Here is a 26,155-nt window from a genome sequence, read left to right on the forward strand (position 1 = left end):
TAACTGGTGTTTCTGAAGAGGGTTTGAAGTCTAGAAAAGAGGGAAAAATGTTTCATATATTCAAGCAGCTATTTAGGAAAATAAGCCCAAACTCGCAAGAGTATGGGATTTCTCTACCACGCAATCGATTTGAAAATTTAGATTTTGAGAGAGTGTTGAAGTGTGAAAGCCGCCGATTTTTTAATGAAGGGGGACTTTATGACGAGAGCGCAAAAATCATGGAACTTGAGTTTTCTGAAGGCTTTGGAGAATTTGAGTTTTTGATTTACTTTAAGACTGGTGAAGAGAAACAGTTTGAGCAGTTGATAGCTTCTTTAAACGACTTTGATAATGCCATCCAGTCCAGTTTGGAAAGGGAGTTTCAAAACTCCATTCCTCAGAACAAGAAAAAGTTGAACAATAGTCGAGAGAGGCGAGAGAAATATTTTTATTTTCATCCATGGATACTGAGTTGCGAGGAGGCTCCACCTAGTCTTCGCTATGTTGCAGATAATGTAAACGATGAGTTTACGGTTTATTTTAGTAAGAATCAGGGGAGATGGCAGGCATATTGGGATCTAGATTGTCAAAAATTGATTCAAGAATAGCTAAGTAGAATGTTAGCACAGAGCAGTTTGTTATCATAGGAAGAGAGTTAATCATGGAATTATTGAATAAAAGAATGAATTTCACAGGTTGCAAAATTGCCCTCTTTTGTGGTGATAAGCTCTTAACTATCTTACGTGATGACAAATCAAACATTCCATACCCTAATACCTGGGAGTTACCAGGTGGTGGCCGTGAGGATGATGAAAGTCCTTTTGAGTGCGCAGCGCGCGAAGTTTTTGAAGAACTGGGGATACATTTGACTGAAGATTGTCTGCTTTGGAGTAAGGTGTACCCAAGTATGCTTTTTGAGGGGAAGGAATCCGTCTTTCTAGTTGGAAAATTGGATCAGGAACAGTTTGACAAGATTGTCTTTGGTGATGAAGGGCAAGGCTACAAGTTGATGAGCATTGAGGAATTTCTTGGCTCAGATAAGGTTGTACCCCAGTTGCAGGATAGAGTGAGGGATTATTTGGAGGAAGTAAAATGATTTTTGCAATTGCAACAACGACGTTAAATAAGGAAGTTAAACGCAAACTAAAAACAGGACAATATTCTAGAGAAGAAGCTACATTCATCTATTTGGAATATTTAAAGTTAAAGAAGCAGAGAGAAGGTGGTACGAAAGTAGCTGGGATTTCTATGGCCCTTATCTGGGGGTTGCTGTATGTTCTGTCTTTACAAGGTGAGAATAATCAAACACTTTCATTTTCAGAATATTTTTTGTTTCTGATACTGTTTGAAGGAATTGTTCTATTTGTTTATTATCTTACGTTTGGTATTTTTAAACAGCAGATTCATAGTGCAATGAAAGAACACTATACAGATGTGATTGAAGAATTTAAGAAAAATAAGGAAGATTCAAAATGGAAACATGGCAAGAGTTAAAAGTTACAGTGAAGCGTGAGGGGGAGGAGCTGGTCTCTAATCTCTTGATTGAGCTAGGAGCGCAAGGTGTTGCGATTGAAGATAGTATGGACTATGTGGGGAATGTCGACCGTTTTGGTGAAATATTCCCTGAAGTCGAGCAGCAAGAAGAAATCGTGGTGACAGCCTACTACCCTGATACGGTTGATGTGGCAGTGGTTGAGGCGGATTTGCAGGCTCGTCTAGCAGAATTGACCGATTTTATGGATCTAGGAGAGGTCAAGATGGGCACGACTGATTTGGCTGAGGAAGACTGGGCTGACAACTGGAAGAAATACTATGAGCCAGCTCGCATCACTCATGACTTGACCATCGTGCCGTCTTGGACGGACTACGAGGCGACTGCGGGAGAAAAGATCATCAAGCTAGATCCAGGCATGGCCTTTGGTACGGGTACTCATCCAACGACCAAGATGAGCCTCTTTGCCTTGGAGCAGGTTCTTCGTGGTGGCGAAACGGTGCTAGATGTGGGGACTGGTTCAGGTGTCCTTTCTATTGCCAGCTCGCTACTTGGTGCTAAGGAAATTTTCGCCTATGACCTGGATGATGTGGCAGTTCGTGTGGCTCAGGAAAATATTGAACTTAATCCAGGCATGGAAAACATCCACGTTGCTGCTGGAGATTTGCTTAAGGGTGTGGAGATTGAGGCAGATGTCATCGTGGCTAATATCTTGGCGGATATTCTCATTCATCTGACAGAGGATGCTTATCGCTTGGTCAAGGATGAAGGCTACCTCATCATGAGTGGCATTATCAAGGACAAGTGGGACATGGTGCGAGAGTCAGCTGAGTCAGCTGGATTTTTCCTTGAAACCCATATGATTCAAGGGGAATGGAATGCCTGTGTCTTTAAGAAAACCAAGGATATTTCTGGTGTGATTGGAGGCTAGCATGCAACAGTATTTTATCAAGGGCAGTGCAGTCTCTCCTGTCACTATTGAGGACAAGGAAACCAGCAAGCATATGTTTCAGGTCATGCGCTTGAAAGAAGATGATGAGGTGACCTTGGTCTTTGATGATGGTATCAAGCGCTTGGCGCGCGTGCTGGATGTGGAAAATCGTCAGTTTGAATTGGTTGAAGAATTAGCTGACAATATGGAATTGCCCGTTCAAGTAACCATCGCATCAGGATTTCCCAAGGGAGACAAGCTGGAGTTCATCACTCAAAAAGTGACAGAGCTAGGTGCCAGCCAGATCTGGGCATTTCCTGCCGACTGGTCGGTCGCCAAATGGGACGGCAAGAAACTAGGCAAAAAGGTTGAAAAACTAGAAAAAATCGCCCTTGGAGCGGCAGAACAAAGCAAGCGTAATATCGTTCCAAGTATCAAACTTTTTGAGAAAAAAGCAGATTTTCTAGCTCAGTTTGACCAGTTTGACTCAATTGTGGTGGCTTATGAAGAATCAGCAAAAGAGGGAGAAGCTGCTGCGCTCTTACAAGCAGTCACTGGTCTTGAAAAAGGAGCCAAATTGCTCTTTATCTTTGGCCCAGAAGGCGGTCTTTCACCTGCCGAAATTGAAAGTTTTGAAGCCAAAGGAGCTGTTCTTGCAGGACTTGGTCCAAGGATTCTTCGAGCGGAAACAGCCCCGCTTTATGCCTTATCAGCCCTTAGTGTTTTAGTAGAATTAGAAAAATAAGAGGAAGAAAATGGAACAAAAACACCGATCAGAATTTCCCGAAAAGGAACTTTGGGACTTAACTGCCCTATACCAGGACCGTGAGGATTTCTTGCGTGCAATCGAGAAAACGCGCGAAGACATCAACCAATTTAGCCGTGACTACAAGGGCAATCTTCACACTTTTGAAGATTTCGAGAAGGCTTTTGCAGAATTGGAACAAATCTATATCCAGATGAGTCATATCGGCAATTATGCCTTTATGCCTCAGACGACAGACTATAGCAATGAAGAATTTGCCAACATTGCCCAAGCTGGGATGGAATTTGAAACAGATGCCAGCGTAGCCTTGACCTTCTTTGACGATGCTTTGGTTGCTGCAGATGAGGAGGTCTTGGACAGTTTGGGTGAATTGCCACATTTAACGGCAGCCATTCGTCAGGCCAAAATCAAAAAAGCCCACTATCTAGGGGCGGATGTGGAGAAGGCTTTGACAAATCTGGGTGAAGTTTTCTACAGTCCACAGGACATTTATACTAAGATGCGAGCTGGGGACTTTGAAATGGCTGACTTTGAAGCCCATGGCAAGACCTACAAAAACAGCTTTGTGACCTATGAAAATTTCTACCAAAACCACGAGGACGCTGAGGTTCGTGAAAAATCCTTCCGTTCTTTCTCAGAAGGACTTCGTAAGCACCAAAATACAGCTGCGGCAGCCTATTTAGCCCAAGTCAAGTCTGAAAAACTGTTGGCTGATATGAAAGGTTATGACTCAGTATTCGACTATCTTTTGGCTGAACAAGAAGTTGACCGTGCCATGTTTGACCGCCAGATTGACCTCATCATGCAAGAATTTGCGCCAGTTGCTCAGAGGTACCTCAAGCATGTTGCCAAGATCAATGGTCTTGAAAAGATGACCTTTGCAGACTGGAAATTGGACTTGGATAGTGCTCTTAATCCTGAAGTGACTATTGATGACGCCTATGATTTGGTCATGAAGTCAGTAGAACCTTTGGGACAAGAATATTGTCAGGAAGTTGCGCGCTATCAAGAAGAACGCTGGGTGGACTTCGCTGCTAATAGTGGCAAGGATTCTGGTGGGTATGCGGCGGATCCATATCGCGTGCACCCTTATGTCCTCATGAGCTGGACTGGTCGTTTGAGTGATGTCTATACCTTGATTCATGAAATTGGGCATTCTGGTCAATTTATCTTTTCAGACAATCACCAAAGCTACTTCAATGCCCACATGTCGCCCTACTACGTTGAAGCTCCATCAACCTTCAATGAATTGCTTTTAAGTGATTACTTGGAGCACCAGTCTGACGATCCGCGTCAAAAACGCTTTGCTCTTGCCCACCGCTTGACAGACACCTACTTCCATAATTTCATCACCCACCTCTTGGAAGCAGCCTTCCAGCGTAAGGTATATACATTGATTGAGGAAGGGGAGACCTTTGGAGCAAGCAAGCTCAACAGCATTATGAAGGAAGTTTTGACAGATTTCTGGGGAGATGCTATTGAAATTGACGACGATGCGGCCTTGACTTGGATGCGACAAGCTCACTATTACATGGGCTTGTATAGCTACACCTACTCTGCTGGTCTTGTCATCTCGACAGCAGGTTATCTCCATCTGAAAAACTCTGAGAATGGGGCTAGAGACTGGCTCAATCTCCTTAAATCAGGTGGTAGTAAGACACCGCTTGAGTCAGCCATGATTATCGGAGCGGATATCTCAACAGACAAACCACTCCGTGATACCATCCAATTTTTGTCAGACACAGTTGACCAGATTATTGCCTACAGTGCTGAGTTGGGGGAGTAAAGAAACAGGATGTCAGAATTAAACCTACTATAGAGTACGTACTGAATTCGAAGTTTAATGAACAGAAAGTCATCTTCGGATGACTTTTTGATAAGTTACTAGAAATGTAGAGGTACTTGAGATGTATGAAGAATTACAAAGAAAAGTGACAGAAGAAAAACCAAGCTATAGTCGAGAAGAAATTCAGTGGTTGCTTGATCATTTAGGAGATCCCTCTCCAGAAATTCGAGACGAACTTGTTTTTACGAGTTTGGCTAGAGGGATTCAAGAAGAACTGTTTTCCCTTGAACAGTTTCAGTTTATCTCAGAAGAGGTCTCCTCTGATGAAGGTCTATACAAAGAGATTGATAGTAGAGGAGTTTCGGCTTTTAAACGTTCTTTTAGCGCACTTATTTATGCTAATCTTTTGTCTGCAGATGCCAACCAGCAATCAGTTTTTTATCAGGGATTAAAAGGAGAAATTCGCAATGTCCTTTTAAATCAAGGTTTGTATTATCTTAAAAAAGAAAAGGATACGACAGGTTTTTCAAGTCAGTATGGTTGGGTTCACGCTTTTGCGCATGGAGCGGATCTCTTGACTGAAGTCGTTTGTCATCCAGACTTTCCTAAAAATAGAGATTATGAAGTATTTGATGTACTGGGTCAACTATTTAAAAGAATTACCATTCGTTTTACAAATGATGAGGATTGGCGGTTAGCGAGAGTACTTTATGAACCCATTTTGCAAGGGAAATTAGGGCAAGAACAAGTAGCTTCTTGGATAAAAACTATTGACTTTCCGATAGAAGAGAAGGAAGATTTTTATAAATTTTCCAACTTCAGATCCTGTCTGTTGGAAGTCTATATCCAACTTGACCAGAAAAATAGTTTACAAGATGCCTTGAAAGAAGCCATTCAATCTTTTCAGTACTAAGGATAAGCGAGTCGTTTCATGATTTTCAAAGAACTTTCCAGTCAATTTTCTTGAAACCCTTTCCTTCTTTTGATAGACTAATACATAGTTTGAAAAAAGGAGATTTATCATGAAAAAATTTGTTGCTGAATTAATCGGTACATTTATGCTTGTGTTCATTGGAACAGGAGCTGTTGTTTTTGGAAATGGTCTTAATGGCCTTGGACACCTTGGAATTGCTTTTGCCTTTGGTTTGGCAATCGTAGTCGCAGCTTACTCAATCGGAACTGTTTCAGGTGCTCACTTGAACCCAGCCGTTTCGATCGCTATGTTTGTAAACAAACGTTTGTCATCTTCAGAACTTGTAAACTACATCCTTGGACAAGTAGTTGGAGCTTTCTTTGCATCAGCTGCAGTATTCTTCCTCTTGTCTAACTCAGGCATGTCAACTGCTAGCCTTGGTGAAAACGCCTTGGCAAACGGTGTCACAGTCTTTGGAGGTTTCTTGTTTGAAGTTATCGCAACTTTCTTGTTTGTCTTGGTTATCATGACGGTAACATCAGCAAGCAAGGGCAATGGCGCAATCGCTGGTTTGATAATCGGCTTGTCCTTGATGGCGATGATCCTTGTTGGATTGAACATTACTGGACTTTCAGTTAACCCAGCTCGTAGCTTGGCACCAGCTGTCTTGGTCGGTGGCGCAGCCCTTCAACAAGTATGGATTTTCATCCTTGCCCCAATCGTTGGTGGTGTTCTTGCAGCTCTTGTTGCGAAAAACTTCCTTGGAACAGAAGAATAATTGAAACTCAAAAAGCCTTGCTCCTCAGCTTGAGGAACAGGGCTTTTTCGTATGATACTCTTCGAAAATCTCTTCAAACCACGTCAGCTTCACCTTGCCGTACTCAAGTATAGCCTGCGGCTAGCTTCCTAGTTTGCTCTTTGATTTTCATTGAGTATGAGTTTAGCGGTTGTCAATTTTCTCTGGATAAAGGTCGTGTTGGAAGAGGCGTTGTTCTGCTAAGCCTTCATACTTAGTTCCAGGTCTACCGTAGTTGTAGTAAGGGTCGATTGAGATGCCACCGCGTGGAGTGAATTTTCCCCATACCTCCAAATAGCGAGGGTCTAGTAGATTGACCAAATCTTTCCCGATAGTGTTGATACAGTTTTCGTGAAAATCCCCATGGTTTCGATAGCTAAAGAGGTAGAGTTTGAGGGATTTTGACTCGACACAGAGCTTGTCAGGAATGTAGGAAATATAAATGGTCGCAAAGTCTGGTTGAGCAGTGATAGGGCACAGCGAGGTAAATTCAGGACAGTTGAATTTGATGAAATAGTCATTTTCCACATGACGATTGTCAAAAGATTCGAGGACTTCTGGTTGATAGTCAAAAATGTAGTTGGTTTCTTTGTTGCCGAGGAGGCTAAGGTTTTTCATTTCTTCTTGTTGTGACATGATTTTTTCTTTCTAATTTAAACACCACGTTGGTTGTCGTAGAGGAGGGTATGGAGTTGAGGAAGGACGCGGACATTGCCCCAGCTATCGTCAGCAGCGACGCGTTCCCAGAGTTCTTTGAGGCGGTCCAGTTGATCTTGGACAATATTGCCTGTAACCTTGGGCTCAGGATTTCCTGCTGATAAGAAGAGGACATCTGGTTGGTAGCGTTCTTGAATCCCTTTAGCAAAGGCCAAATCGGCATCGTCAAAGACAGGGATTTTAAAGGTGACCTTGTCTGGATCTAGTTGGGAAACGATAAAGTCCAAGGTCTCGAAGTTGACTTCCATCTTGGATGAAGGAGGCTTGGGACTCAGAGTGACCTGATCGATATCTTTTAACCAATTTTGCCAGCGGGAGCCTTGGGTCTCAACTGCCAGAGTGACACCACGTTCCTTGAGCTTGGTGACGAGTTGAGCCATGTTGGCTGCTAGGATAGCAGGATTTCCCCCAGACAGGGTAACGTAGTCGTAGCTTCCTAGCTTATCTAAGGCAGCAATGACTTCATCAGCGGTCATGCGAGTTGGCTTTTCAGAACCATCCCAAGTAAAGGCAGAGTCGCACCAGTCGCAATGGTAGTCGCAACCAGCAGTGCGGACAAACATGGTTTTCTGCCCAATAGCACGGCCTTCACCTTGAAAGGTTGGGCCAAAAATTTCCAGAACTGGTAGTTTGAGGACACGTTCCCTAGTCATCTAACCACTCCCGTCTAAACTCCGCAAAGGCAGTCGGAGTCTCATAGAGGCGAACGTATTCCATACGGAGACCGCGTTCGTCGGGCAACTCTTGACTCATGGTTTGGAAAATCCAGTAAACCATGTTTTCAGCAGTCGTGTTCATATAAGGCAGGGTTTCATTGAGATAGCGATGATCCAAATGGGGCTCCAAGTAGTCCTTGTAGATAGCTTTGATGCCTCCAAAATCGTAGGTCATGCCACGGTCATCTAAAAATCCACTGACAGCAATTTGCAGATGATAGGTATGTCCGTGCAAGGACTTGCATTTTCCTTCATAGTGAAAGAGGTGGTGGGCAGCGTCGAAAGTAAACTCTTTTGATACCAAGGTTCTGTGAGGATTGTAGACAAGAGACTCCCCAGTTTCCTGTTTGATTTCTTTGGGTGCAAAAAACATTAGCCCTCTCCTTTCTGTGAGAGATAAACATCTAAACCATGCTGGCGTAGGTGGCAGGCTGGGCAATCTCCACAGCCACTTCCGATAATCCCATTGTAGCAGGTCAAGGTCTTTTCGCGAACATAGTCAAAGGCACCGAGTTGGTCGGCTAATTCCCAAGTTTCAGCCTTGTCTAGCCACATGAGAGGCGTTTGGATAACGAAGTCGTAATCCATGGCAAGGTTGAGAGTAACATTGAGAGATTTGACAAAGACATCCCGGCAGTCAGGGTAGCCTGAGAAGTCTGTCTCGCAGACACCTGTCACGATATCTTTAATCCCACGTTGCTTGGCAAGAACTGCTGCAAAGGATAGAAAGAGGTGGTTGCGGCCGTCAACAAAGGTATTGGGAACCTCTCCCTCTTTTTGCTCAATCTCCAAATTAGAGGTTAAGGCATTTTCAGTGATTTGCCCCAGCAGAGACATATCGAGGATGTGATGACGAATACCCTGTTCCTTAGCGATTTCTTCAGCAACTTGAATTTCGAGATGATGGCGTTGGCCATAGGCAAAGGTGACAGCTTCGACTGTTTCATAGTGTTCTTTAGCCCAAAAGAGGCAGGTTGTGGAATCTTGACCGCCACTAAAGACGACCAAGGCTGATTGACGTTTCATAGTACTCCTTCCAAAATGGGAAATGTTCAGAGCACGCAAAAAGCTCCCTTGAGGGGAGCTAAAAAATACCAAATAGAGGTTTTTTTTAGCGATGGCATGTCCCAAACATCGTAATATTCTACCTACAGTCTAGCATATTTTTTGAAAAATGGCAAAGGGCAAGAAAAAAGAGACCAAATGAAGCACTTGGTCTCTCGTGTGATTAGCTCAATTCAGCAACGATGGCCTTGATTTGTTCTGCTGTGTGTACTCCAGCAACTTGTTTCACCACTTGGCCGTCTTTTTTGAAGAGAAGGGTTGGGATAGACATGATTCCAAAGGCACGAGCTGTGTTTGGATTTTCATCAACGTCCATTTTAACGATTTTCAAGACATCTTCTGAAAGTTCTTCAGACAATTTATCCAAGATTGGACCTTGCATACGACATGGACCACACCAAGTTGCCCAGAAGTCTACCAAGACCAAACCGTCTTTTGTTTCTTGTTCGAATGTTGCATCTGTAATTGCTTTTGCCATTGTATTTCTCCTTTTTTAGTTATATTGGCTTAAATCTTGTTTCATGAGATAGAAGAAGACATCTCCATAAGTCCCATGGTAGTCCAAATCATGACCATTGTAGGTTAATTTTTGGACAGTATAGTAATCAGCAACGCCGATGAGGCAGGCATGTTGAGAACGTTCAAAGTCTTGGTAAGACTCGAAAGTCATGGTTCTCTCTTGCTTGCTGGCGTCTAGATAAGTAATTTCGATCATATAAAACTCCTTTGTTCGATCTTGACTTTATTGTACTCCTTGGAAAGAGGAATGTCAAGAAAAATGATTGCGCACGCAACTTTTTTAGAAAATCTGATTATGAAATGAAATCAAGACTCGTCTCCAGTCTTTCCTCGACAGCCTTTTGCAGGTAAGCTAGAGTTGTCTGTCCCTCGTCAGTCAGGCAGATAAAACTAGCCCGTCTATCCTGATCGCAACACCGGCGACTAAGCAAACCACAGTTTTTCTCTTCCAGGCGAGCCACCATTCGAGAAACTGCGCTTGGACTGAGATGGAGTTTATCAGGTAAATCAATCTGCCGTAAAGATTTTTCATCAGCTAGGTCCAGATAGTAGAGTAGGTAAAACTCTTTCAAGGTCAACCTTTGTTCACTCTGCTGGGCAATAGTTTCTTCCAACAAGGCTTCCATTTCCTTTTGACGGCGGTTGTAGTCAAACCACTTTTCTAAATAGGTCATTGCTTTCTCCTTTCTTTTCAAAGTAAAAATCACAAAGTCATTACTGATTGTCTTTGCAACACAAGATGATTGCGCATGCAATGATTATACTACTTTTAACTAATCCTTGCAAGAGAGAAGAATTGCAATATTTCCTTGAAATTTTCTGAAAAAAGAGTAAACTGGTATGCAAGAAGTCTATTTCGTGGAGTTTAGGATGAAATTATATGTTCAATTAATGATTCTCTTTGTGATTTCTCTTATCGGAGAGGGAATCTCCAGTTTCTTTCATCTGCCCATCCCAGGCAGTATTATCGGTTTGATTATTCTCTTTCTAGCCTTACAGTTCAAGTGGCTAAGGACCAGACATGTCAATATGGTCGGGAATTTCTTGCTGGCCAATATGACCATTCTCTTTTTGCCACCAGCAGTGGGTATCATGGAAAAGTTTGATGTGATTGCTCCTTATCTTTTGCCTATCGTCTTGATTGTCTTTTTTGCGGCTGTCATCAACATTATTCTTATTGCCCTAGTGGTTCAGTTTATCAAGAGACGATTTGAGGGAGATTATGAGAAAGGAGATGCTAAATGAGCGAATTTGTATCCAATCCCCTGTTTGGGATTGCATTATCTATCCTAGCTTATCTAGTGGGAATGCTGATTTACAGACGTTTTCCCCATCCATTGACAACGCCCCTGCTTTTGTCAGCTATTTTTATCATTATTTTCCTTAAGGCGACGGGTATTTCTTATCAAGATTATTACCAAGGTGGTGTTTATCTGAACAACTTGATTGTTCCATCGACCGTGGCTCTAGGGATTCCGCTTTATAAGAGTTTTCATTTGATGAAGCACCATGCTCGCAGTATTCTCTTTGGTAGTCTGCTAGCAGTAGTTGTCAATACTAGCTTCACTGCCATAGTAGCGAAAATATTTGGTATGGACTTTTTCCTAGCCATTTCTCTCTTTCCTAAGTCAGTGACAACCGCCATGGCAGTGGGAATCACAGAAAAATTGCAGGGTTTGACGACTGTGACCTTGGTCGTCGTAGTGGCCACTGGGATTTTGACCAGTGTGATTGGACCAACCCTTTTGAAGTGGTTGAAAATTGATGATCCGGTAGCAGTCGGGCTTTCCCTTGGAGGAACAGGCCACGCTGTCGGAACGGGAACAGCCTTTCGATACGGCTCGGTAGCAGGAGCCATGGGTGGCTTGGCTATCGGAGTCACCGGCATTCTCTACGTATTTGTTAGTCCCATCGTAGCTAGCTTGATCTTGAGTTAAAGAAAAACCCAGCTTCCTAGCTGGGTATTTTTTATTGCAAATTAACCTTGTTTTTCAAGATGTAGTAGGTTCCGAGATAGTAGATAGCTGATAAAAAGAGATTGCGCAAGATTTCTGTACTAGCCATCACGTTAAAGTCATTTTCAATTCTGAAGAAGAGAGAAACATAACCAATGACGATGGCAATGACGATATAGGCTAAAATTCCCATAGCTGTTCGATATTCGTTAAAGAGTTGTCCGATAGAGATGGAGAGGTAAATGGATAGAATCCATGCGATTGATCCGACAAATAGTGATAGGGCATAAAGCCAGCCGTAGCTGAGATAAGGGGAAATGAAGTTGTAGAGGGCAGTGAAGTCTTTTTCTATTGGTGTTAAGAAGATGATAATCAATATACTCAAGATAAAGACGATATAGCTTAAGATGGACCAGACAAGACCACCTAAAAGTTTTGCGGTGATGATTTGGTGCTCGGAGACAGGCAAGGTCAAGGTCAAGTACCCTTGGCGGTCATAAACACTACCCTTGAATCTTCGGATGATTAAAAAGATTGTTGCAATCCAAAGAGTGACGCTGAGTCCTCCAAAGACTAGTACTAAAAAGAAGATGAAATAAGCAGCATTGTTAGGATTGTAACTCTGGCTAAGGCTGCTAATAAAAGCTCCAATCAAAACTGAAATTGCAAGCACAGCACCGTAGAGTGCCAGATACCATTTATTGACATTTTTAAATTCATAACGAACTAGATTCCAAAACATAATAATCTCCTTTGCTTAGGCTTTAAATTCCTGGCGGAAGAGCTGGTCAATTGATTCACCTGACTCGTAACGAATATCATCAACATTTCCTTGGCGGACGACTTTCCCGTCTTTGAGGAAGATGATCTCATCCAAGATTGGCTCAATATCTGAAATCAAGTGGGTTGAAATCAGCACCGTAGAAGTTGGTGAGTAGTTATTGATGATGGTATTGAGGATATAATCACGGGCAGCTGGATCCACGCCTCCGATTGGTTCGTCCAGAACGTAGAGGCGGGCTTCACGGCTCATAACCAAGATGAGTTGGACCTTTTCCTTGTTTCCTTTTGATAGTTTCTTGAGGCGACTGTTTTCATCAATACCGAGATCGGCTAAAAGGTGTTGGGCTCTTTCGAGATTGAAATCCTGATAGAAGGTTTTAAAATAGGTTAGAGCATCCTTAACTTTCATCTCTTCATTGAGGTAGGTTGTATCTGGTAGGTAGGAGACGATTGCCTTGGTGGCAGGACTTGGATCCTGTCCGTTAATGAAGACACGTCCTTTATTTGGTTGAAGGAGACCATTGATCAGTTTGATCAAGGTTGTTTTTCCGGATCCGTTTGGTCCAAGGAGCCCGACAATCTTTCCGGCTGAGATCTCTAGTGAGATATTGTCAAGTGCTGCAGTTGCTCCATATGATTTTGTTACATTTTCAAGTGCTAGTAGTGTCATAGTCTTAAACTCCTTTAATATAGTCGCTTAATACATTTGGCAGTTCTTCTTTTTTGTAGCCAAATCGGAGCATGCAAGAGACGAATTGTTGCAGTTGCTCCTCGGAAAGTTGTTTGCGGGACTGAAGGATGAGGTCCAAATCCTCGGTGACAAAACGACCAGTTGTCCGCTTACTGTATACAAATCCTTCACGTTCGAGGTCAGACAAGGCGCGCTGAATGGTATTAGGATTGACCCCAGCTTCGCTCGCCAAATCTCTCACGGTAGGGAGCTGTTGGTTGGGTTCCAGTTCATGAGAAACAATCTGTAATTTGATTTTTTCCATAATCTGTAAATAAATCGGTTTTGTATTATCAAATGACCAGGACATCATAGTCTCCTTTCTTTGTCTTTATTGTTCTAATTAAATAATACAATAAAACAAAAAACTTGTCAAGTAAAAATAAGAATTGTTTTGGGAATTGCTCAAAAAATGGTATAATGAAAAGAAAACGACAAGGAGGGAAATGCATGCGTTGTCCAAAATGTGGGGCTACCAAGTCTAGTGTTGTTGATAGTCGACAAGCTGAAGAAGGAAATACCATCCGCCGAAGACGTGAGTGCGACGAGTGCCAGCATCGTTTTACAACCTATGAACGAGTAGAAGAAAGAACGCTGGTCGTTGTCAAAAAAGACGGTACACGAGAGCAGTTTTCGAGAGATAAAATCTTTAATGGGATTATCCGCTCAGCCCAGAAACGCCCTGTTTCAAGTGATGAAATCGGCATGGTGGTCAATCGCATCGAGCAAAAACTCCGTAGTCGCAGTGAGAATGAGATCCAAAGCGAATACATTGGGTCCTTAGTCATGGAAGAATTGGCAGAGCTTGATGAGATTACCTATGTTCGTTTTGCCAGTGTTTACCGTAGCTTTAAGGATGTGAGTGAGTTGGAGAGCCTGCTCCAGCAGATCACCCAGTCCTCTAAAAAGAAAAAGGAAAAATAGATGAAACCAAATGACCGTTTTTCTTTTCTAAAGAATAATCGGGTGTCGCAAGATACCTCTTCTCTGGTGCAGTGCTACCTCCCGATTATCGGTCAGGAGGCGCTGAGCCTCTATCTATATGCCATTACCTTTTGGGATGGTGGACAAAAGGAACACCTCTTTTCCAATATTCTCAACCACTTAAACTTTGGTATGCCGACCTTGCTCCAATCCTTCAAAGTCTTATCTGCCTTAGATCTGTTGACCCTTTATCAAAGGGGAGAAACTTATGAATTACAGCTTCATTCTCCCCTCTCCAGTCAGGATTTTTTAAGTCATTCTGTCTATAGCAGATTATTAGAGAAAAAGATTGGGGATACTGCAGTCGCTTCCATGAAGCAGGCTCCAAGTGAGGGAGAAGCACTCTCTGTTTCTTTGAGCCAAGTCTTTCCAACCCTGACTGAAGAAGTGACACCAAGTGAGTCTAAAAGCAAGTTAAAAAATGATTTTGACTTGGAACATTTCCAGCGCCTGATGGCTCGAGATGGCTTGCGTTTTGAAAATGAGCAGGCAGATGTTTTGGAATTGTTTGCCATCGCAGACGAAAAAAAATGGACCTGGTTTGAAACCTATCAATTAGCTAAGGCGACAGCGGTGGCTCAGGTTATTTCAGTCAAACGCATGCGTGAAAAGATAGCACAAAAACCAGCATCTTCTGACTTTAGCTCCAAAGAAATGACCATTATCAGGGAAGCCAAAAATAAAACTCCCCTACAATTTTTAGCGGAAATCAAGCAAACGCGCAAGGGGAACATCACCCAAAGTGAAAGAGAACTCCTTCACCAGATGGCGTCTTTAGGCTTGTTGGATGAAGTCATCAATATCATCTTGCTTCTAACCTTTAACAAGGTTGATTCGGCAAATGTCAATGAAAAATATGCCATGAAGGTCGCAAATGACTATGCTTATCAAAAAATTCGAACAGCAGAAGAAGCTGTGCTTCGGGTTCGAGAACGTCAGCAAAAAGGCCAAGAAGACCAAAAATCGAAAACGAGCTCGACTAAGAGCAATGTTCCCAAGTGGAGTAATCCAGAATATAAAAATCAAACCAGTGAGGAAACTCGTCTGGAACTAGAACGCAAAAAACAAGAAATGTTAGCCCGATTAGAAGAAGGAGGAGACTAGATGGAAAGCGTTGGTGATGTAATCAAACGTCAGACAAGTCGTTTTCAGTATCAGGACTTGGTCCAGCAGATCATGAAGGACCCCGATGTAGCGGCTTTTATCCAGAAAGAATCCCTCAGCCCAGAGGAGTTGAATCGTAGCATCTCCAAGTTCAACCAATATATCACAGAACGGGATAAGTTTCTTCGTGGGGATGCGGACTATATAGCGCGTGGCTACAAGCCTATCTTGGTTATGAATCACGGCTATGCGGATGTGTCTTATGAAGAAACACCAGAACTAATCGCAGCAGAAAAAGAGGCTGCAATTAAGAATCGTCTTAAGTTGATCAATCTACCAGCAAGTCTCAAGAAAGCGAAATTGGCTCAGATTGACCTGGATGATCTAGGACGCTTGCCGATTTTTGAGAGACTCTATTCCTTTGTTGACCTTTACCCAAGTATCCGAAAAGGCCTCTATCTTTACGGAGATTTTGGTGTTGGAAAGAGTTTCATGATGGCAGCCTTAGCTCATGACCTATCTGAAAAACGTGGGGCATCAACGACGATTCTCCACTATCCAAGCTTTGTCATTGATGTGAAAAATGCCATTGGTGAAGGATCAGTGAAGACCTTGGTGGATGACATCAAGTTAGCAGAAGTCCTGGTCTTGGATGATATTGGTGCAGAGCAGTCGACACCTTGGGTGCGTGATGAGATTCTTCAAGTCATTCTTCAGTACCGCATGCAGGAAGATTTGCCGACCTTCTTTACTTCCAACTTTAATTTCCAAGATTTGGAAAAACATTTTGCCAAAGGAAAGAATGGAAATGACGAGACTTGGGAAGCTAGACGGGTTATGGAGCGAATCCGTTATTTGGCTGAGGAAACGAGACTAGAAGGAGAAAATCGCCGATGACAGAAACCATTAAACTGATGAAAGCTCATACTTCAGTTCGTCGCTTTAAGGAGGAAGAAATTCCTCAAGCAGACTTGGAAGAGATTTTGACTGCTGGGCAAATGGCGTCATCTTGGAAAAATTTCCAATCCTACTCTGTGATTCTTGTGCGCAGTCAAGAGAAGAAAAATGCCTTATATGAACTGGTTCCTCAGGAAGCCATTCGTCAGTCAGCTGCCTTTTTGCTTTTTGTCGGTGACTTGAACCGAGCTGAAAAGGGAGCAAGTCTTCATACAGAAACTTTCCAACCTCAAGGAGTGGAAGGTCTCCTCATCACGTCTGTGGACGCTGCACTTGCTGGGCAAAATACCTTGCTTGCGGCTGAGAGTCTGGGATATGGTGGTATGATTATCGGTTTGGTCCGTTACAAGTCGGAAGAAGTGGCAGCGCTCTTTAACCTGCCTGACTATACCTACCCTGTTTTTGGGATTGCCCTTGGCGTGCCAGATCAACAACACGATGTCAAACCAAGACTGCCTTTGAACCAAGTGGTTTTTGAAGAAGAATACCAAGAACAGCCAGTAGCGGCGATTTTGGACTATGATCAAGTTCAGGCAGACTATGCTGGTGCGCGTGCGACGACCTCTTGGAGTCAACGTTTGGCTGAGCAGTTTGGTCAAGCCGAACCTAGTTCAACTCGGAAGAATCTAGAACAGAAAAAGTTATTGTAGAAAGTGAGAAAACATGGCCTTACCAACTATTGCCATTGTGGGACGTCCCAATGTTGGGAAATCAACCCTATTTAATCGGATCGCTGGTGAGCGGATCTCCATCGTAGAAGATGTCGAGGGCGTGACACGTGACCGTATCTATGCAACGGGTGAGTGGCTCAATCGTTCTTTTAGTATGATTGATACTGGAGGGATTGACGATGTCGATGCTCCCTTCATGGAACAAATCAAGCACCAGGCAGAAATCGCTATGGAAGAAGCGGATGTTATCGTTTTTGTGGTGTCTGGAAAAGAAGGAATCACAGATGCAGATGAGTACGTAGCTCGCAAACTCTATAAAACCCATAAACCTGTTATCCTTGCCGTTAACAAGGTTGACAACCCAGAAATGCGAAATGATATCTTTGATTTCTATGCGCTAGGATTGGGTGAACCGTTGCCAATTTCGTCTGTCCACGGTATCGGTACGGGTGATGTGCTGGATGCCATTGTGGAAAATCTACCACACGAAGTTGAAGAAGAAAATCCAGATGTCATTAAATTTAGCTTGATTGGCCGTCCTAATGTTGGAAAATCAAGCTTGATCAACGCTATTTTGGGAGAAGACCGCGTGATTGCTAGCCCTGTTGCTGGAACGACTCGCGATGCCATTGATACCCATTTTACAGATGCTGATGGACAAGAGTTCATCATGATTGATACAGCTGGTATGCGTAAGTCTGGTAAAGTCTATGAAAATACGGAGAAATATTCTGTCATGCGTGCCATGCGTGCCATTGATCGTTCTGACGTGGTCTTGATGGTCCTTAATGCCGAAGAAGGTATCCGTGAGTACGACAAGCGTATTGCAGGTTTTGCCCACGAAGCCGGTAAAGGGATGATCATCGTGGTCAATAAGTGGGATACCCTTGAGAAAGATAACCACACCATGAAAAAATGGGAAGAAGATATCCGTGAGCAGTTCCAATATCTGCCTTATGCACCGATTGTCTTTGTATCCGCTCTCACCAAGCAACGTCTCCATAAACTGCCTGAGATGATCAAGCAAATTAGCGAGAGTCAAAACACACGGATTCCATCAGCTGTCTTGAATGATGTCATTATGGATGCCATTGCTATCAATCCAACACCGACAGACAAAGGAAAACGCCTCAAGATTTTCTACGCTACCCAAGTGGCAACCAAGCCACCAACCTTTGTCATTTTTGTCAACGAAGAAGAACTCATGCATTTCTCTTACTTGCGTTTCTTGGAAAATCAAATCCGCAAGGCCTTCGTCTTTGAAGGAACCCCGATTCACTTGATTGCAAGAAAACGCAAGTAAACCTTGCTTGTTTTCCTATAAGAATAAATTGAAAGAAGACTTCATAGTCTTCTTTTTTCTATACTAAAAGGGGAGAAAAGAACCTGCCAAATTGGAGGATAATCTGTCATCAAATTTCAATCATTCTCCTATCTTTTGTAATCTATTTGTAATGAAAATGCACTTTCTTTGTAAAAATCAAAATGCTATAATTCCTTAAATCAATTTTCCTTTATCAGGGAGGTTATTATGAAAAAAAGCAGATTATTTAAACATAGTTTGTTGGTTCGCTTGCTTGGGTTGCTGATGGCCTTTCTCTTCTTGTCAGCATTCACAGCACCTGAAAAACCTGAGTACGGGATCTATGACCCGGATCATTATTTAACGGATGAGACTATAAGTCAGATTCGGGAATTGAATAATGTAAATAGTAAAAAATCAGAAAAATTCCAGATGGGTGTTTACGTTGTGAAAAGCCTAGATGGAGAAACAATCGAGACTGTGGCTAATGAAACAGCTAGGGCTTGGAAGATTGGCTACTCGGGAGACAATCACGGTGTCTTGATTGTGGTAGCAGTCCAAGATAGAAAATCACGGATTGAAACCAGTAATAATGTGGCCAGTAAGATCACTGACTATCAGACTCACAGGTTCTTGACAACAGCACGTCCTTACTTTAAAAATGGTGACTATAACAAGGGTGTTCTCTCAATAGTCAATAATCTCAACTACATGTTCTATAGTGGATCGAGTACGACTGCTTCAAGTTCTAAAAGTAGCTACGGCTATACTACCAACTCTAGTCGCTTAAGGGAACTTGAAAGGTATGCTGGTGAGAGCAGTTCTTCGAGACGGCATCGAAAAAGCAGTTCGAGTGACGGAGTTATCGGATTTGGAATTCTCATTTACTTCATCGTGATGATTATCGGATTTATATCTGGAGGTCGTGGTAGCGGTTCACATGGTGATGATTCTGGCAGTGGCTGGTGGGGCGGTGACTCATCAGACTCAGGTTCCTCTTGGTCTGATTCGGGCTCCGACTCATCTGGAGGCTGGGACGGCGGTGGCTTTGATGGCGGTGGTTCGTCTGATGACTGGTGAGTGATCATATATTGCACAAACCGATTTCTCCATACAGTAAGGTGACTCCTTTGCAAGAGTTCACTCCTTAATTAAAAATAAAAACAAAGTTTGGGAAATTGATTTAAAATCTGAGTATTTTCTCAGAAAAGTTAATAAAAGAAAGTGTTAAGGTTTTGATATGAAACAAAATAAAGTAATTCTCTCAATAGTGGCGATTTTCTTTGGACTACTAATTCTGGGAAGTTGTTCCGCAGTGACGACCTATAATGGTCTGGTTGGTGAACAGACTAAGGTGGAGCAGGCTCAGGCCGATGTCTCGACAGCCCTCCAACGTCGTTCGGACTTGATTGGTAACTTGGTGGAGTCCGTTAAAGGACAAATGAATCATGAAACCGAAGTCTTTACCAAGATTGCGGATGCTAGAGCTAAAATCGGTAGTAGCTCAGTGACATCGGAAGAAAACCAAAAGGCTCAGGGCGAATTGAGCTCCGCTCTTTCCCGCTTGATTTCCTTGACGGAGAATTATCCAGAACTCAAGAGCAATCAAAATGTTGAGCAACTAATGGTCGAACTTTCAGGCAGTGAAAATCGTATCTTTGTAGCACGCAAGGACTATAATAAGGTTGCAGCTGAGTACAATCAAAAGTTGAGAAGTTTTCCAACCGTGCTTTTTGCGAATATGATGAACTTTAAAGAAGCTGAAACCTTTAAAGAAACAGAAGAAGCCAAGACAGTTCCTAAGGTCGATTTTGGAACATCTTCATCAAGTCAATAAAGTGAATCAGCCTATGAATAAAGGAATTTCTCTAGTATGACTAGTGATTTTAAACCCGAACCTGGAAAGTTTTTTCCAGGTTTTTTTGGTATAATAAAAGGGAAGAGACAGTGACTCAAATGGAGGTTTGCTATGGAGAAAACAAAAGCCTTTCTTGAAGCGCACTACAAGAGATATGTTCTTACGATTTGCCTTCTCTGGTTCCTCATGTTTTTCCTTCCTTGGGATTGGCAAATAGGAGGAGTTGCAGTATATTATTTCGTTATGAGAAAACTCTTTGTGGTTTTTGGCGTTTTATCTATCCTATACTCCGTGCTGATTAAAAAAATCAGTCTTCTCATCTTTGGCATCATCTTTTGCTTGGCCTTCTGGCTCAATCTCTTTTGGTATTTTGGTATATTGCCTGTATTCTTGGGAAATTAAACATTAAAAAATAAAGGACTAGACTAGCTTCTAGTCCTTTTTTCTTTCTTATTAAAATAGTTGGAGATATAAAAATAATTTTGTTGACAGCTGTCTGTATGATATAATAAGTCCCGTAAAAGAAGATTAAGGGATTTGAAAAATGGCTAAAAAAGTAAAAGATTATTATGACTTGGCTTATGCTATGGATTTGAGTCGACGGTTGCAAAAAGCATCCGTTGCCTTTGATGGACAAAAGTTTAGGCTCTTGTTAGAAAAAGACTTGGAAAATTTGGAGTTTAGCCAGCGTCAAGAACTCTTGGCTAAAAGTATCAAAGAATGTCTTCCCTTATCTTATCAGGACTCTCTCAAGGTTTTTGAGAAAATTTTGGGTCCTGAGTTAGAGGGTGGTTTAGGTATGTTCTCAGAAGGATATTGGCTTTGGCCAATCGGAAAATATGTAGAGCTATATGGGGACAAGGAATTTGAATTGAGCGCGGCCTTTAGTAAGGAACTAACCAAGCGATTTACTGGAGAATTTTCTATGAGACCTTTGCTGGCTCGCTATCCTAAGGCTACAATGGCTTTGCTGTTAGAATGGAGTCGGGATGAAAATTTGCGCGTTCGCAGACTTGCCAGCGAATGTATGCGTATCCGTCTGCCTTGGGCTAAGAGACAAACCGTGGTATTGGATTATTTTGAGGATTTCACCACTATTCTGACCAATCTAAAGGATGATAGAGACAAGTCCATTCAAAAAAGTGTAGCCAATAATCTAAATGATTTGTACAAGGAAGACCCTGATAAGTTTGAAAGGATTCTTCAAACTTGGCAAAAGGAGGAGCTGAGTCCAAGTTGTGCTTGGATCATCAAGCATGCATCACGAACAAAAAACAAAAAGGTAGCCACAGAAGATTTATGCAAAAAAAGCTGAATTTTGGCTGGCCTTTTCCGTTGTAAATTAAGGATTCTTTCTTGAAAAATAATGGTAAATATGCTAAAATGAAAAGAACATTCTAAAATATTCAGAATAAAAAGTAAGGAAAATCATGGCTAATATTTTAAAAACGATTATTGAAAATGATAAAGGAGAACTTCGTCGTCTAGAAAAGATGGCTGATAAGGTTCTTAACTATGAGAGCCAAATGGCTGCAATGTCAGACGAAGAACTAAAAGCGAAAACTGACGAATTTAAAGAACGATACAACAAGGGTGAATCACTTGATTCATTGCTATATGAGGCTTTTGCAGTAGTTCGTGAAGCTGCAAAACGTGTCCTTGGGCTCTTCCCTTATAAGGTTCAGGTCATGGGTGGGATTGTTCTTCACCATGGTGACGTTCCAGAGATGCGTACGGGTGAAGGGAAGACCTTGACAGCGACCATGCCAGTGTACCTCAATGCCCTTGCAGGTAAAGGAGTTCACGTAGTTACAGTCAACGAATACCTAACAGAACGTGACGCGACTGAAATGGGTGAATTGTACTCATGGCTCGGTCTGTCAGTAGGGATTAACTTGGCAGCTAAATCTCCAATGGAGAAAAAAGAGGCTTACCTTTGTGATATTACCTACTCAACCAACTCAGAGATTGGTTTCGACTACCTTCGTGACAACATGGTCGTTCGTGCAGAAAACATGGTGCAACGTCCACTCAACTATGCCTTGGTCGATGAGGTTGACTCAATTTTGATCGACGAAGCCCGTACTCCTTTGATCGTTTCAGGTGCCAACGCAGTTGAAACAAGCCAACTCTACCATATGGCAGACCACTTTGTGAAGTCTTTGGACAAGGACGACTATATCATTGACGTGCAGTCTAAGACAATCGGTTTATCAGATTCTGGTATTGACAAGGCTGAAAGCTACTTCAAACTAGAAAATCTCTACGACATTGAAAATGTAGCTCTTACTCACTTTATCGACAATGCCCTCCGTGCCAACTATATCATGATTCTTGATATCGACTATGTGGTTAGTGAAGAGCAGGAAATCTTGATTGTCGACCAATTTACAGGTCGTACCATGGAAGGTCGTCGTTACTCTGATGGTTTGCACCAAGCGATTGAAGCAAAAGAAGGTGTGCCAATCCAAGACGAGACCAAGACTTCAGCTTCTATTACCTACCAAAACCTTTTCCGTATGTATAAGAAATTGGCAGGTATGACAGGTACTGGTAAAACAGAAGAAGAAGAATTCCGCGAAATCTACAACATTCGTGTTATCCCAATCCCAACCAACCGTCCAATTCAACGTATCGACCACTCAGACCTTCTCTATGCAAGTCTTGATGCGAAATTTAAGGCTGTAGTTGAAGATGTAAAAGCTCGTTACCAAAAAGGTCAGCCGGTCTTGGTAGGTACAGTTGCCGTTGAAACGAGTGATTTCCTTTCTAAGAAATTGGTTGCTGCAGGTGTTCCTCACGAAGTCTTGAATGCGAAGAACCACTACAGAGAAGCGCAAATCATCATGAACGCTGGTCAACGTGGCGCAGTTACCATCGCAACCAACATGGCCGGTCGTGGTACCGACATCAAGCTTGGTGAAGGGGTTCGTGAACTTGGTGGTCTTTGCGTCATTGGTACTGAGCGCCACGAAAGTCGCCGTATTGATAATCAGCTTCGTGGACGTTCAGGGCGTCAAGGAGACCCAGGTGAGTCACAATTCTACTTGTCTCTTGAAGATGATTTGATGAAACGTTTTGGTTCAGAACGTTTGAAAGGTGTCTTTGAACGTCTCAACATGTCTGACGAAGCCATCGAATCTCGCATGTTAACGCGTCAAGTTGAAGCAGCTCAAAAACGTGTCGAAGGAAACAACTACGATACTCGTAAACAAGTCCTTCAATACGATGATGTTATGCGTGAACAACGTGAGATTATCTATGCACAACGTTATGATGTCATTACTGCAGATCGTGACTTGGCACCTGAAATCCATGCTATGATCCGTCGTACCATTGGCCGTATCGTGGATGCACATGCTCGTTCGAAAGAAGACGAAAAATTGGAAGCAATCTTGAACTTTGCTAAGTATAACTTGCTTCCAGAAGATTCAATTAGCCGTTCAGACCTTGCAGGTTTGTCAGACCAAGCTATCAAAGATGAACTTTTCCAACGTGCCTTGAAAGTCTATGACAGCCAAGTTGCTAAGCTTCGTGACGAAGATGCAGTAAAAGAATTCCAAAAAGTCTTGATTCTACGTGTTGTAGACAACAAGTGGACTGACCATATCGATGCCCTTGACCAGTTGCGAAACGCTGTTGGCCTTCGTGGATATGCCCAAAACAACCCTGTTGTAGAATATCAAGCAGAAGGTTTCCGCATGTTTAACGACATGATTGGATCGATTGAATTCGATGTGACCCGCTTGATGATGAAAGCACAAATCCATGAACAAGAACGTCCGCAAACTGAACACAATATCAGTACAACTGCGACTCGTAATATCGCAGCGCAGCAGGCAAGCCTTCCAGAAGATTTGGACTTGAGCCAAATCGGACGAAACGACCAATGCCCATGTGGATCAGGTAAGAAATTCAAGAACTGTCATGGTAAGAGACAATAATATGAGATAAGATACAGGCGGATACCTGGTAAAAATCATTTTTTGCTTGGTGTCCGTTTGCTTTATAAGGAGATGAATCATGGTATTTAAAGCTAAAAGTCCTAAAATTAACATTGAAGAAGTTCGCGCCTTGTCTAAATTAGAGGGAGCGGCTCTTGCGAGAAAAAATCAACGTGATCAGGAATTGGAAGCCATCATCCGTGGGGAAGACCAGCGTATTCTCTTGGTGATTGGACCATGTTCATCTGATAACGAAGAGGCGGTTCTTGAGTATGCCAAGCGTCTATCTGCTTTGCAAGAAGAGGTCAAAGACCGTATTTTTATGGTCATGCGTGTCTATACGGCTAAACCTCGCACCAATGGAGATGGCTATAAGGGCTTGATTCATCAACCAAATGCGACAGAAGCTCCTAGCTTGATCAATGGGATCAAGGCTGTTCGTCAGCTCCACTACCGCGTGATTACCGAGACGGGAATGACAACAGCGGATGAGATGCTTTATCCTGAAAATCTTCCGCTGGTGGATGATTTGATTTCTTATATGGCTGTTGGAGCTCGTTCTGTAGAGGATCAACAGCACCGTTTTGTAGCGAGTGGAGCAGACTTTTCAACAGGATTTAAAAATCCCACATCTGGAAATCTCAATGTCATGTTTAACGGGATTTACGCAGCGCAAAATAAACAGAGTTTCCTTTTCCTCGGTAAAGAGGTGGAAACAACGGGGAATCCATTGTCCCACGCCATTCTTCGCGGAGCCTTGAACGAATACGGGAAAAATATTCCTAACTACTACTATGACAATTTGATGGATACCATTGATCAGTATGAAAAGATGGGCTTGGAAAATCCCTTTATCATCATCGATACCAATCATGATAATTCGGGCAAGCAGTACATGGATCAAATCCGTATCGTTCGTCAGACCTTGATTAACCGTGACTGGAATGAGAAGATCAAAAAATACGTTCGTGGTTTTATGATTGAGTCCTATCTAGAAGATGGACGTCAAAATGAGCCAGAAGTTTTTGGTAAGTCCATTACAGATCCGTGTCTCGGATGGGACAACTCAGAAGCACTTGTTCGCGAAATTTACCAAACGCTAGGAGAGTAAGATGGCATTTATCGAAAAAGGTCAAGAAATTGATATTGAAGCAATCAAGGCTGCGACCCAGTTGTCACCTGAAGCCTTGCGAAAGAAAGAAGCCCGCGATAGAGAGTTGGCAGCCATCATCTCGGGTGAGGACGACCGAATCCTTTTGGTGATGGGACCGTGTTCTTCAGACAATGAAGAAGCTGTGCTCGAATATGCTCGTCGCTTAGCAGACTTGCAGAAAAAAATTGCGGATAAAATTTTTATCGTGATGCGTGTCTATACGGCTAAACCTCGTACTAATGGAGATGGTTATAAGGGCATGATTCATCAGCCAAATACCAGTGAAGCGCCTAGTCTCATCAATGGTTTGCAGGCTGTTCGTCAGCTACACTACCGAGTGATTACCGAAACTGGATTGACGACAGCTGATGAGATGCTTTATCCGTCAAATCTCGTTTTGATTGATGATCTAGTCAGCTACCATGCTGTAGGGGCTCGTTCAGTAGAAGACCAGGAACACCGTTTTGTAGCGTCTGGGATTGATGCTCCAGTTGGGATGAAAAATCCAACATCTGGGAACCTTGGGGTCATGTTTAATGCCATCTATGCGGCTCAAAACAAGCAAACCTTCCTTTACCATGGCCAAGAAGTGGAAACTTCAGGAAATCCTTTGGCTCACGTTATCCTTCGTGGCGCCATGAACGAATATGGTAAAAATGAACCCAATTTCTACTATGAAACCCTCTTAAATGCCATCAATCGTTATGAGACCATGGGACTTGAAAATCCCTTCATTATCATCGATACCAATCATGACAATTCTGGCAAGCAGTATATGGAACAAATTCGTATTGTGCGTCAAGCCTTGCTGAATCGTGACTGGAATGAAAAGATTAAAAAGACGGTTCGAGGCTTTATGATCGAATCTTACCTAGCAGACGGTCGCCAAAATCAACCAGAGGTCTTTGGTTGTTCCATTACCGACCCTTGTCTAGGTTGGGAAAATACAGTAGCCTTGGTAGAAGAAATTTATACTACCTTAACAAAATAAGTGAAAAGGATGGAGTTGGGGGAATCTCAACTCCTTTTGTGA

At 42.6% G+C, this 26,155-nt stretch carries 32 protein-coding genes; 22 read left to right on the forward strand and 10 right to left on the reverse strand.

Translation table 11 applies throughout. The features are described from left to right. Window positions 1–47 precede the first annotated feature (47 nt). The 8 genes from MP387_RS02300 (at window position 48) to MP387_RS02335 (ending at window position 6,645) form a co-directional block, all read left to right on the forward strand. A complete protein-coding gene (locus MP387_RS02300; protein ID WP_049537159.1) occupies window positions 48–587 on the forward strand; it encodes a hypothetical protein in 540 nt (179 codons plus the stop codon). 53 nt (window positions 588–640) lie between these two features. Beyond that, on the forward strand, window positions 641–1,075 hold the full coding sequence (locus MP387_RS02305; protein ID WP_242747390.1) for an NUDIX hydrolase: 435 nt from the start codon (window positions 641–643) through the stop codon (window positions 1,073–1,075). Beyond that, a complete protein-coding gene (locus MP387_RS02310) occupies window positions 1,072–1,473 on the forward strand; it encodes a hypothetical protein (protein WP_096422641.1) in 402 nt (133 codons plus the stop codon). Before MP387_RS02305 ends, MP387_RS02310 begins: the two co-directional genes overlap by 4 nt. Then, window positions 1,452–2,402: a 50S ribosomal protein L11 methyltransferase gene (gene prmA, locus MP387_RS02315; RefSeq protein ID WP_217970964.1), complete on the forward strand. Its 951-nt coding sequence runs from the start codon at window positions 1,452–1,454 to the stop codon at window positions 2,400–2,402. The genes MP387_RS02310 and prmA overlap by 22 nt, the downstream gene beginning before the upstream one ends. Window position 2,403: 1 nt before the next feature. Beyond that, the gene (locus MP387_RS02320; protein ID WP_242747392.1) at window positions 2,404–3,147 is read left to right on the forward strand and encodes a 16S rRNA (uracil(1498)-N(3))-methyltransferase; all 744 of its coding nucleotides are present in this window, start codon (window positions 2,404–2,406) and stop codon (window positions 3,145–3,147) included. A 10-nt stretch (window positions 3,148–3,157) separates the two neighbouring features. After that, on the forward strand, window positions 3,158–4,954 hold the full coding sequence (pepF, locus tag MP387_RS02325) for an oligoendopeptidase F (RefSeq protein ID WP_242747400.1): 1,797 nt from the start codon (window positions 3,158–3,160) through the stop codon (window positions 4,952–4,954). A 121-nt stretch (window positions 4,955–5,075) separates the two neighbouring features. After that, on the forward strand, window positions 5,076–5,867 hold the full coding sequence (locus MP387_RS02330) for a DUF2785 domain-containing protein (protein ID WP_242747402.1): 792 nt from the start codon (window positions 5,076–5,078) through the stop codon (window positions 5,865–5,867). A gap of 109 nt (window positions 5,868–5,976) precedes the next feature. Beyond that, window positions 5,977–6,645 (forward strand): MIP/aquaporin family protein, encoded by a 669-nt coding sequence (locus MP387_RS02335; protein WP_242747404.1) that lies wholly within the window; start codon window positions 5,977–5,979, stop codon window positions 6,643–6,645. 162 nt (window positions 6,646–6,807) lie between these two features. Here MP387_RS02335 and queF read toward each other — a convergent pair whose 3' ends face one another. From queF to MP387_RS02370, 7 genes are all read right to left on the reverse strand, one after another. Continuing rightward, window positions 6,808–7,299: a preQ(1) synthase gene (gene queF, locus MP387_RS02340; RefSeq protein ID WP_000082582.1), complete on the reverse strand. Its 492-nt coding sequence runs from the start codon at window positions 7,297–7,299 to the stop codon at window positions 6,808–6,810. Between the two features lie 17 nt (window positions 7,300–7,316). Further along, window positions 7,317–8,033: a 7-carboxy-7-deazaguanine synthase QueE gene (queE, locus tag MP387_RS02345; protein ID WP_242747406.1), complete on the reverse strand. Its 717-nt coding sequence runs from the start codon at window positions 8,031–8,033 to the stop codon at window positions 7,317–7,319. Beyond that, a complete protein-coding gene (gene queD / locus MP387_RS02350) occupies window positions 8,026–8,469 on the reverse strand; it encodes a 6-carboxytetrahydropterin synthase QueD (RefSeq protein WP_242747408.1) in 444 nt (147 codons plus the stop codon). The genes queE and queD overlap by 8 nt, the downstream gene beginning before the upstream one ends. After that, window positions 8,469–9,122, reverse strand: a complete 654-nt coding sequence (gene queC / locus MP387_RS02355; protein ID WP_242747410.1) for a 7-cyano-7-deazaguanine synthase QueC — start codon at window positions 9,120–9,122, stop codon at window positions 8,469–8,471. Before queC ends, queD begins: the two co-directional genes overlap by 1 nt. A gap of 202 nt (window positions 9,123–9,324) precedes the next feature. Continuing rightward, a complete protein-coding gene (gene trxA / locus MP387_RS02360) occupies window positions 9,325–9,639 on the reverse strand; it encodes a thioredoxin (protein WP_001029581.1) in 315 nt (104 codons plus the stop codon). 15 nt (window positions 9,640–9,654) lie between these two features. Next, on the reverse strand, window positions 9,655–9,876 hold the full coding sequence (locus tag MP387_RS02365; protein WP_000570263.1) for a DUF4649 family protein: 222 nt from the start codon (window positions 9,874–9,876) through the stop codon (window positions 9,655–9,657). A 97-nt stretch (window positions 9,877–9,973) separates the two neighbouring features. Then, on the reverse strand, window positions 9,974–10,354 hold the full coding sequence (locus tag MP387_RS02370) for a MarR family winged helix-turn-helix transcriptional regulator (RefSeq protein ID WP_042768552.1): 381 nt from the start codon (window positions 10,352–10,354) through the stop codon (window positions 9,974–9,976). Window positions 10,355–10,550: 196 nt separating this feature from the next. Here MP387_RS02370 and MP387_RS02375 point away from each other — a divergent pair, with 196 nt between their 5' ends. Next, window positions 10,551–10,925 carry a CidA/LrgA family protein gene (locus MP387_RS02375; RefSeq protein ID WP_000781325.1) on the forward strand — a complete coding sequence of 125 codons (375 nt, stop codon included), beginning with the start codon at window positions 10,551–10,553 and terminating at the stop codon, window positions 10,923–10,925. Continuing rightward, window positions 10,922–11,617 carry an LrgB family protein gene (locus tag MP387_RS02380; protein WP_001288935.1) on the forward strand — a complete coding sequence of 232 codons (696 nt, stop codon included), beginning with the start codon at window positions 10,922–10,924 and terminating at the stop codon, window positions 11,615–11,617. The genes MP387_RS02375 and MP387_RS02380 overlap by 4 nt, the downstream gene beginning before the upstream one ends. Before the next feature lie 31 nt (window positions 11,618–11,648). On the opposite strand, the gene MP387_RS02385 is transcribed toward MP387_RS02380, so the two are convergent. Genes MP387_RS02385 through MP387_RS02395 form a run of 3 tightly spaced genes read right to left on the reverse strand, consistent with a single transcriptional unit; the run spans window position 11,649 to window position 13,458 of the window. After that, window positions 11,649–12,377: a hypothetical protein gene (locus MP387_RS02385; RefSeq protein WP_242747413.1), complete on the reverse strand. Its 729-nt coding sequence runs from the start codon at window positions 12,375–12,377 to the stop codon at window positions 11,649–11,651. 15 nt (window positions 12,378–12,392) lie between these two features. Beyond that, window positions 12,393–13,088, reverse strand: a complete 696-nt coding sequence (locus MP387_RS02390; RefSeq protein WP_242747415.1) for an ABC transporter ATP-binding protein — start codon at window positions 13,086–13,088, stop codon at window positions 12,393–12,395. A 4-nt stretch (window positions 13,089–13,092) separates the two neighbouring features. Next, complete coding sequence (locus MP387_RS02395) at window positions 13,093–13,458, reverse strand: GntR family transcriptional regulator (RefSeq protein ID WP_242747417.1); 366 nt, start codon at window positions 13,456–13,458, stop codon at window positions 13,093–13,095. A gap of 140 nt (window positions 13,459–13,598) precedes the next feature. Between MP387_RS02395 and nrdR the strand changes: the two genes are divergently transcribed. The 12 genes from nrdR (at window position 13,599) to MP387_RS02455 (ending at window position 26,113) form a co-directional block, all read left to right on the forward strand. Further along, window positions 13,599–14,072: a transcriptional regulator NrdR gene (nrdR, locus tag MP387_RS02400; protein ID WP_001203676.1), complete on the forward strand. Its 474-nt coding sequence runs from the start codon at window positions 13,599–13,601 to the stop codon at window positions 14,070–14,072. Continuing rightward, on the forward strand, window positions 14,073–15,236 hold the full coding sequence (locus tag MP387_RS02405) for a DnaD domain protein (protein WP_242747420.1): 1,164 nt from the start codon (window positions 14,073–14,075) through the stop codon (window positions 15,234–15,236). Further along, window positions 15,237–16,133, forward strand: coding sequence for a primosomal protein DnaI (gene dnaI, locus MP387_RS02410; protein WP_000446487.1), 897 nt, complete (start codon window positions 15,237–15,239; stop codon window positions 16,131–16,133). Then, the gene (locus tag MP387_RS02415; RefSeq protein WP_242747442.1) at window positions 16,130–16,843 is read left to right on the forward strand and encodes an NADPH-dependent oxidoreductase; all 714 of its coding nucleotides are present in this window, start codon (window positions 16,130–16,132) and stop codon (window positions 16,841–16,843) included. The genes dnaI and MP387_RS02415 overlap by 4 nt, the downstream gene beginning before the upstream one ends. 13 nt (window positions 16,844–16,856) lie before the next feature. Next, window positions 16,857–18,167 carry a ribosome biogenesis GTPase Der gene (der, locus tag MP387_RS02420; RefSeq protein ID WP_242747444.1) on the forward strand — a complete coding sequence of 437 codons (1,311 nt, stop codon included), beginning with the start codon at window positions 16,857–16,859 and terminating at the stop codon, window positions 18,165–18,167. 228 nt (window positions 18,168–18,395) lie between these two features. Further along, window positions 18,396–19,247 carry a TPM domain-containing protein gene (locus tag MP387_RS02425; protein WP_242747446.1) on the forward strand — a complete coding sequence of 284 codons (852 nt, stop codon included), beginning with the start codon at window positions 18,396–18,398 and terminating at the stop codon, window positions 19,245–19,247. 160 nt (window positions 19,248–19,407) lie between these two features. Then, the gene (locus tag MP387_RS02430) at window positions 19,408–20,004 is read left to right on the forward strand and encodes a LemA family protein (protein WP_000812471.1); all 597 of its coding nucleotides are present in this window, start codon (window positions 19,408–19,410) and stop codon (window positions 20,002–20,004) included. Window positions 20,005–20,136: 132 nt separating this feature from the next. After that, window positions 20,137–20,427, forward strand: coding sequence for a hypothetical protein (locus tag MP387_RS02435; protein ID WP_242747448.1), 291 nt, complete (start codon window positions 20,137–20,139; stop codon window positions 20,425–20,427). Between the two features lie 142 nt (window positions 20,428–20,569). Then, window positions 20,570–21,340, forward strand: a complete 771-nt coding sequence (locus tag MP387_RS02440) for a DNA alkylation repair protein (RefSeq protein WP_242747450.1) — start codon at window positions 20,570–20,572, stop codon at window positions 21,338–21,340. 115 nt (window positions 21,341–21,455) lie between these two features. Next, complete coding sequence (secA, locus tag MP387_RS02445) at window positions 21,456–23,969, forward strand: preprotein translocase subunit SecA (RefSeq protein WP_001284115.1); 2,514 nt, start codon at window positions 21,456–21,458, stop codon at window positions 23,967–23,969. Between the two features lie 79 nt (window positions 23,970–24,048). Continuing rightward, window positions 24,049–25,080, forward strand: coding sequence for a 3-deoxy-7-phosphoheptulonate synthase (locus MP387_RS02450; protein WP_242747453.1), 1,032 nt, complete (start codon window positions 24,049–24,051; stop codon window positions 25,078–25,080). Between the two features lies 1 nt (window position 25,081). Further along, on the forward strand, window positions 25,082–26,113 hold the full coding sequence (locus MP387_RS02455) for a 3-deoxy-7-phosphoheptulonate synthase (RefSeq protein ID WP_061420336.1): 1,032 nt from the start codon (window positions 25,082–25,084) through the stop codon (window positions 26,111–26,113). Window positions 26,114–26,155 lie beyond the last annotated feature (42 nt).

Origin of the sequence: Streptococcus oralis (genome assembly GCF_022749195.1) — a bacterium.
Taxonomy (GTDB): Bacteria; Bacillota; Bacilli; order Lactobacillales; family Streptococcaceae; genus Streptococcus; species Streptococcus oralis_CI.

What these genes read in the sequence shown, in the direction of transcription:
- MP387_RS02395 (WP_242747417.1), bottom strand. Translation starts at nt 13,458, where the DNA reads ATGTCCTGGTCATTTGATAATACAAAACCGATTTATTTACAGATTATG.
- MP387_RS02335 (WP_242747404.1), top strand. Translation starts at nt 5,977, where the DNA reads ATGAAAAAATTTGTTGCTGAATTAATCGGTACATTTATGCTTGTGTTC.
- queE (WP_242747406.1), bottom strand. Translation starts at nt 8,033, where the DNA reads ATGACTAGGGAACGTGTCCTCAAACTACCAGTTCTGGAAATTTTTGGC.
- MP387_RS02300 (WP_049537159.1), top strand. Translation starts at nt 48, where the DNA reads ATGTTTCATATATTCAAGCAGCTATTTAGGAAAATAAGCCCAAACTCG.
- MP387_RS02380 (WP_001288935.1), top strand. Translation starts at nt 10,922, where the DNA reads ATGAGCGAATTTGTATCCAATCCCCTGTTTGGGATTGCATTATCTATC.
- prmA (WP_217970964.1), top strand. Translation starts at nt 1,452, where the DNA reads ATGGAAACATGGCAAGAGTTAAAAGTTACAGTGAAGCGTGAGGGGGAG.
- der (WP_242747444.1), top strand. Translation starts at nt 16,857, where the DNA reads ATGGCCTTACCAACTATTGCCATTGTGGGACGTCCCAATGTTGGGAAA.
- MP387_RS02440 (WP_242747450.1), top strand. Translation starts at nt 20,570, where the DNA reads ATGGCTAAAAAAGTAAAAGATTATTATGACTTGGCTTATGCTATGGAT.
- MP387_RS02425 (WP_242747446.1), top strand. Translation starts at nt 18,396, where the DNA reads ATGAAAAAAAGCAGATTATTTAAACATAGTTTGTTGGTTCGCTTGCTT.
- MP387_RS02365 (WP_000570263.1), bottom strand. Translation starts at nt 9,876, where the DNA reads ATGATCGAAATTACTTATCTAGACGCCAGCAAGCAAGAGAGAACCATG.
- MP387_RS02435 (WP_242747448.1), top strand. Translation starts at nt 20,137, where the DNA reads ATGGAGAAAACAAAAGCCTTTCTTGAAGCGCACTACAAGAGATATGTT.
- MP387_RS02405 (WP_242747420.1), top strand. Translation starts at nt 14,073, where the DNA reads ATGAAACCAAATGACCGTTTTTCTTTTCTAAAGAATAATCGGGTGTCG.
- trxA (WP_001029581.1), bottom strand. Translation starts at nt 9,639, where the DNA reads ATGGCAAAAGCAATTACAGATGCAACATTCGAACAAGAAACAAAAGAC.
- MP387_RS02450 (WP_242747453.1), top strand. Translation starts at nt 24,049, where the DNA reads ATGGTATTTAAAGCTAAAAGTCCTAAAATTAACATTGAAGAAGTTCGC.
- MP387_RS02305 (WP_242747390.1), top strand. Translation starts at nt 641, where the DNA reads ATGGAATTATTGAATAAAAGAATGAATTTCACAGGTTGCAAAATTGCC.
- MP387_RS02415 (WP_242747442.1), top strand. Translation starts at nt 16,130, where the DNA reads ATGACAGAAACCATTAAACTGATGAAAGCTCATACTTCAGTTCGTCGC.
- MP387_RS02320 (WP_242747392.1), top strand. Translation starts at nt 2,404, where the DNA reads ATGCAACAGTATTTTATCAAGGGCAGTGCAGTCTCTCCTGTCACTATT.
- MP387_RS02385 (WP_242747413.1), bottom strand. Translation starts at nt 12,377, where the DNA reads ATGTTTTGGAATCTAGTTCGTTATGAATTTAAAAATGTCAATAAATGG.
- MP387_RS02375 (WP_000781325.1), top strand. Translation starts at nt 10,551, where the DNA reads ATGAAATTATATGTTCAATTAATGATTCTCTTTGTGATTTCTCTTATC.
- queD (WP_242747408.1), bottom strand. Translation starts at nt 8,469, where the DNA reads ATGTTTTTTGCACCCAAAGAAATCAAACAGGAAACTGGGGAGTCTCTT.
- MP387_RS02455 (WP_061420336.1), top strand. Translation starts at nt 25,082, where the DNA reads ATGGCATTTATCGAAAAAGGTCAAGAAATTGATATTGAAGCAATCAAG.
- dnaI (WP_000446487.1), top strand. Translation starts at nt 15,237, where the DNA reads ATGGAAAGCGTTGGTGATGTAATCAAACGTCAGACAAGTCGTTTTCAG.
- MP387_RS02390 (WP_242747415.1), bottom strand. Translation starts at nt 13,088, where the DNA reads ATGACACTACTAGCACTTGAAAATGTAACAAAATCATATGGAGCAACT.
- MP387_RS02430 (WP_000812471.1), top strand. Translation starts at nt 19,408, where the DNA reads ATGAAACAAAATAAAGTAATTCTCTCAATAGTGGCGATTTTCTTTGGA.
- MP387_RS02310 (WP_096422641.1), top strand. Translation starts at nt 1,072, where the DNA reads ATGATTTTTGCAATTGCAACAACGACGTTAAATAAGGAAGTTAAACGC.
- pepF (WP_242747400.1), top strand. Translation starts at nt 3,158, where the DNA reads ATGGAACAAAAACACCGATCAGAATTTCCCGAAAAGGAACTTTGGGAC.
- secA (WP_001284115.1), top strand. Translation starts at nt 21,456, where the DNA reads ATGGCTAATATTTTAAAAACGATTATTGAAAATGATAAAGGAGAACTT.
- nrdR (WP_001203676.1), top strand. Translation starts at nt 13,599, where the DNA reads ATGCGTTGTCCAAAATGTGGGGCTACCAAGTCTAGTGTTGTTGATAGT.
- MP387_RS02330 (WP_242747402.1), top strand. Translation starts at nt 5,076, where the DNA reads ATGTATGAAGAATTACAAAGAAAAGTGACAGAAGAAAAACCAAGCTAT.
- queC (WP_242747410.1), bottom strand. Translation starts at nt 9,122, where the DNA reads ATGAAACGTCAATCAGCCTTGGTCGTCTTTAGTGGCGGTCAAGATTCC.
- queF (WP_000082582.1), bottom strand. Translation starts at nt 7,299, where the DNA reads ATGTCACAACAAGAAGAAATGAAAAACCTTAGCCTCCTCGGCAACAAA.
- MP387_RS02370 (WP_042768552.1), bottom strand. Translation starts at nt 10,354, where the DNA reads ATGACCTATTTAGAAAAGTGGTTTGACTACAACCGCCGTCAAAAGGAA.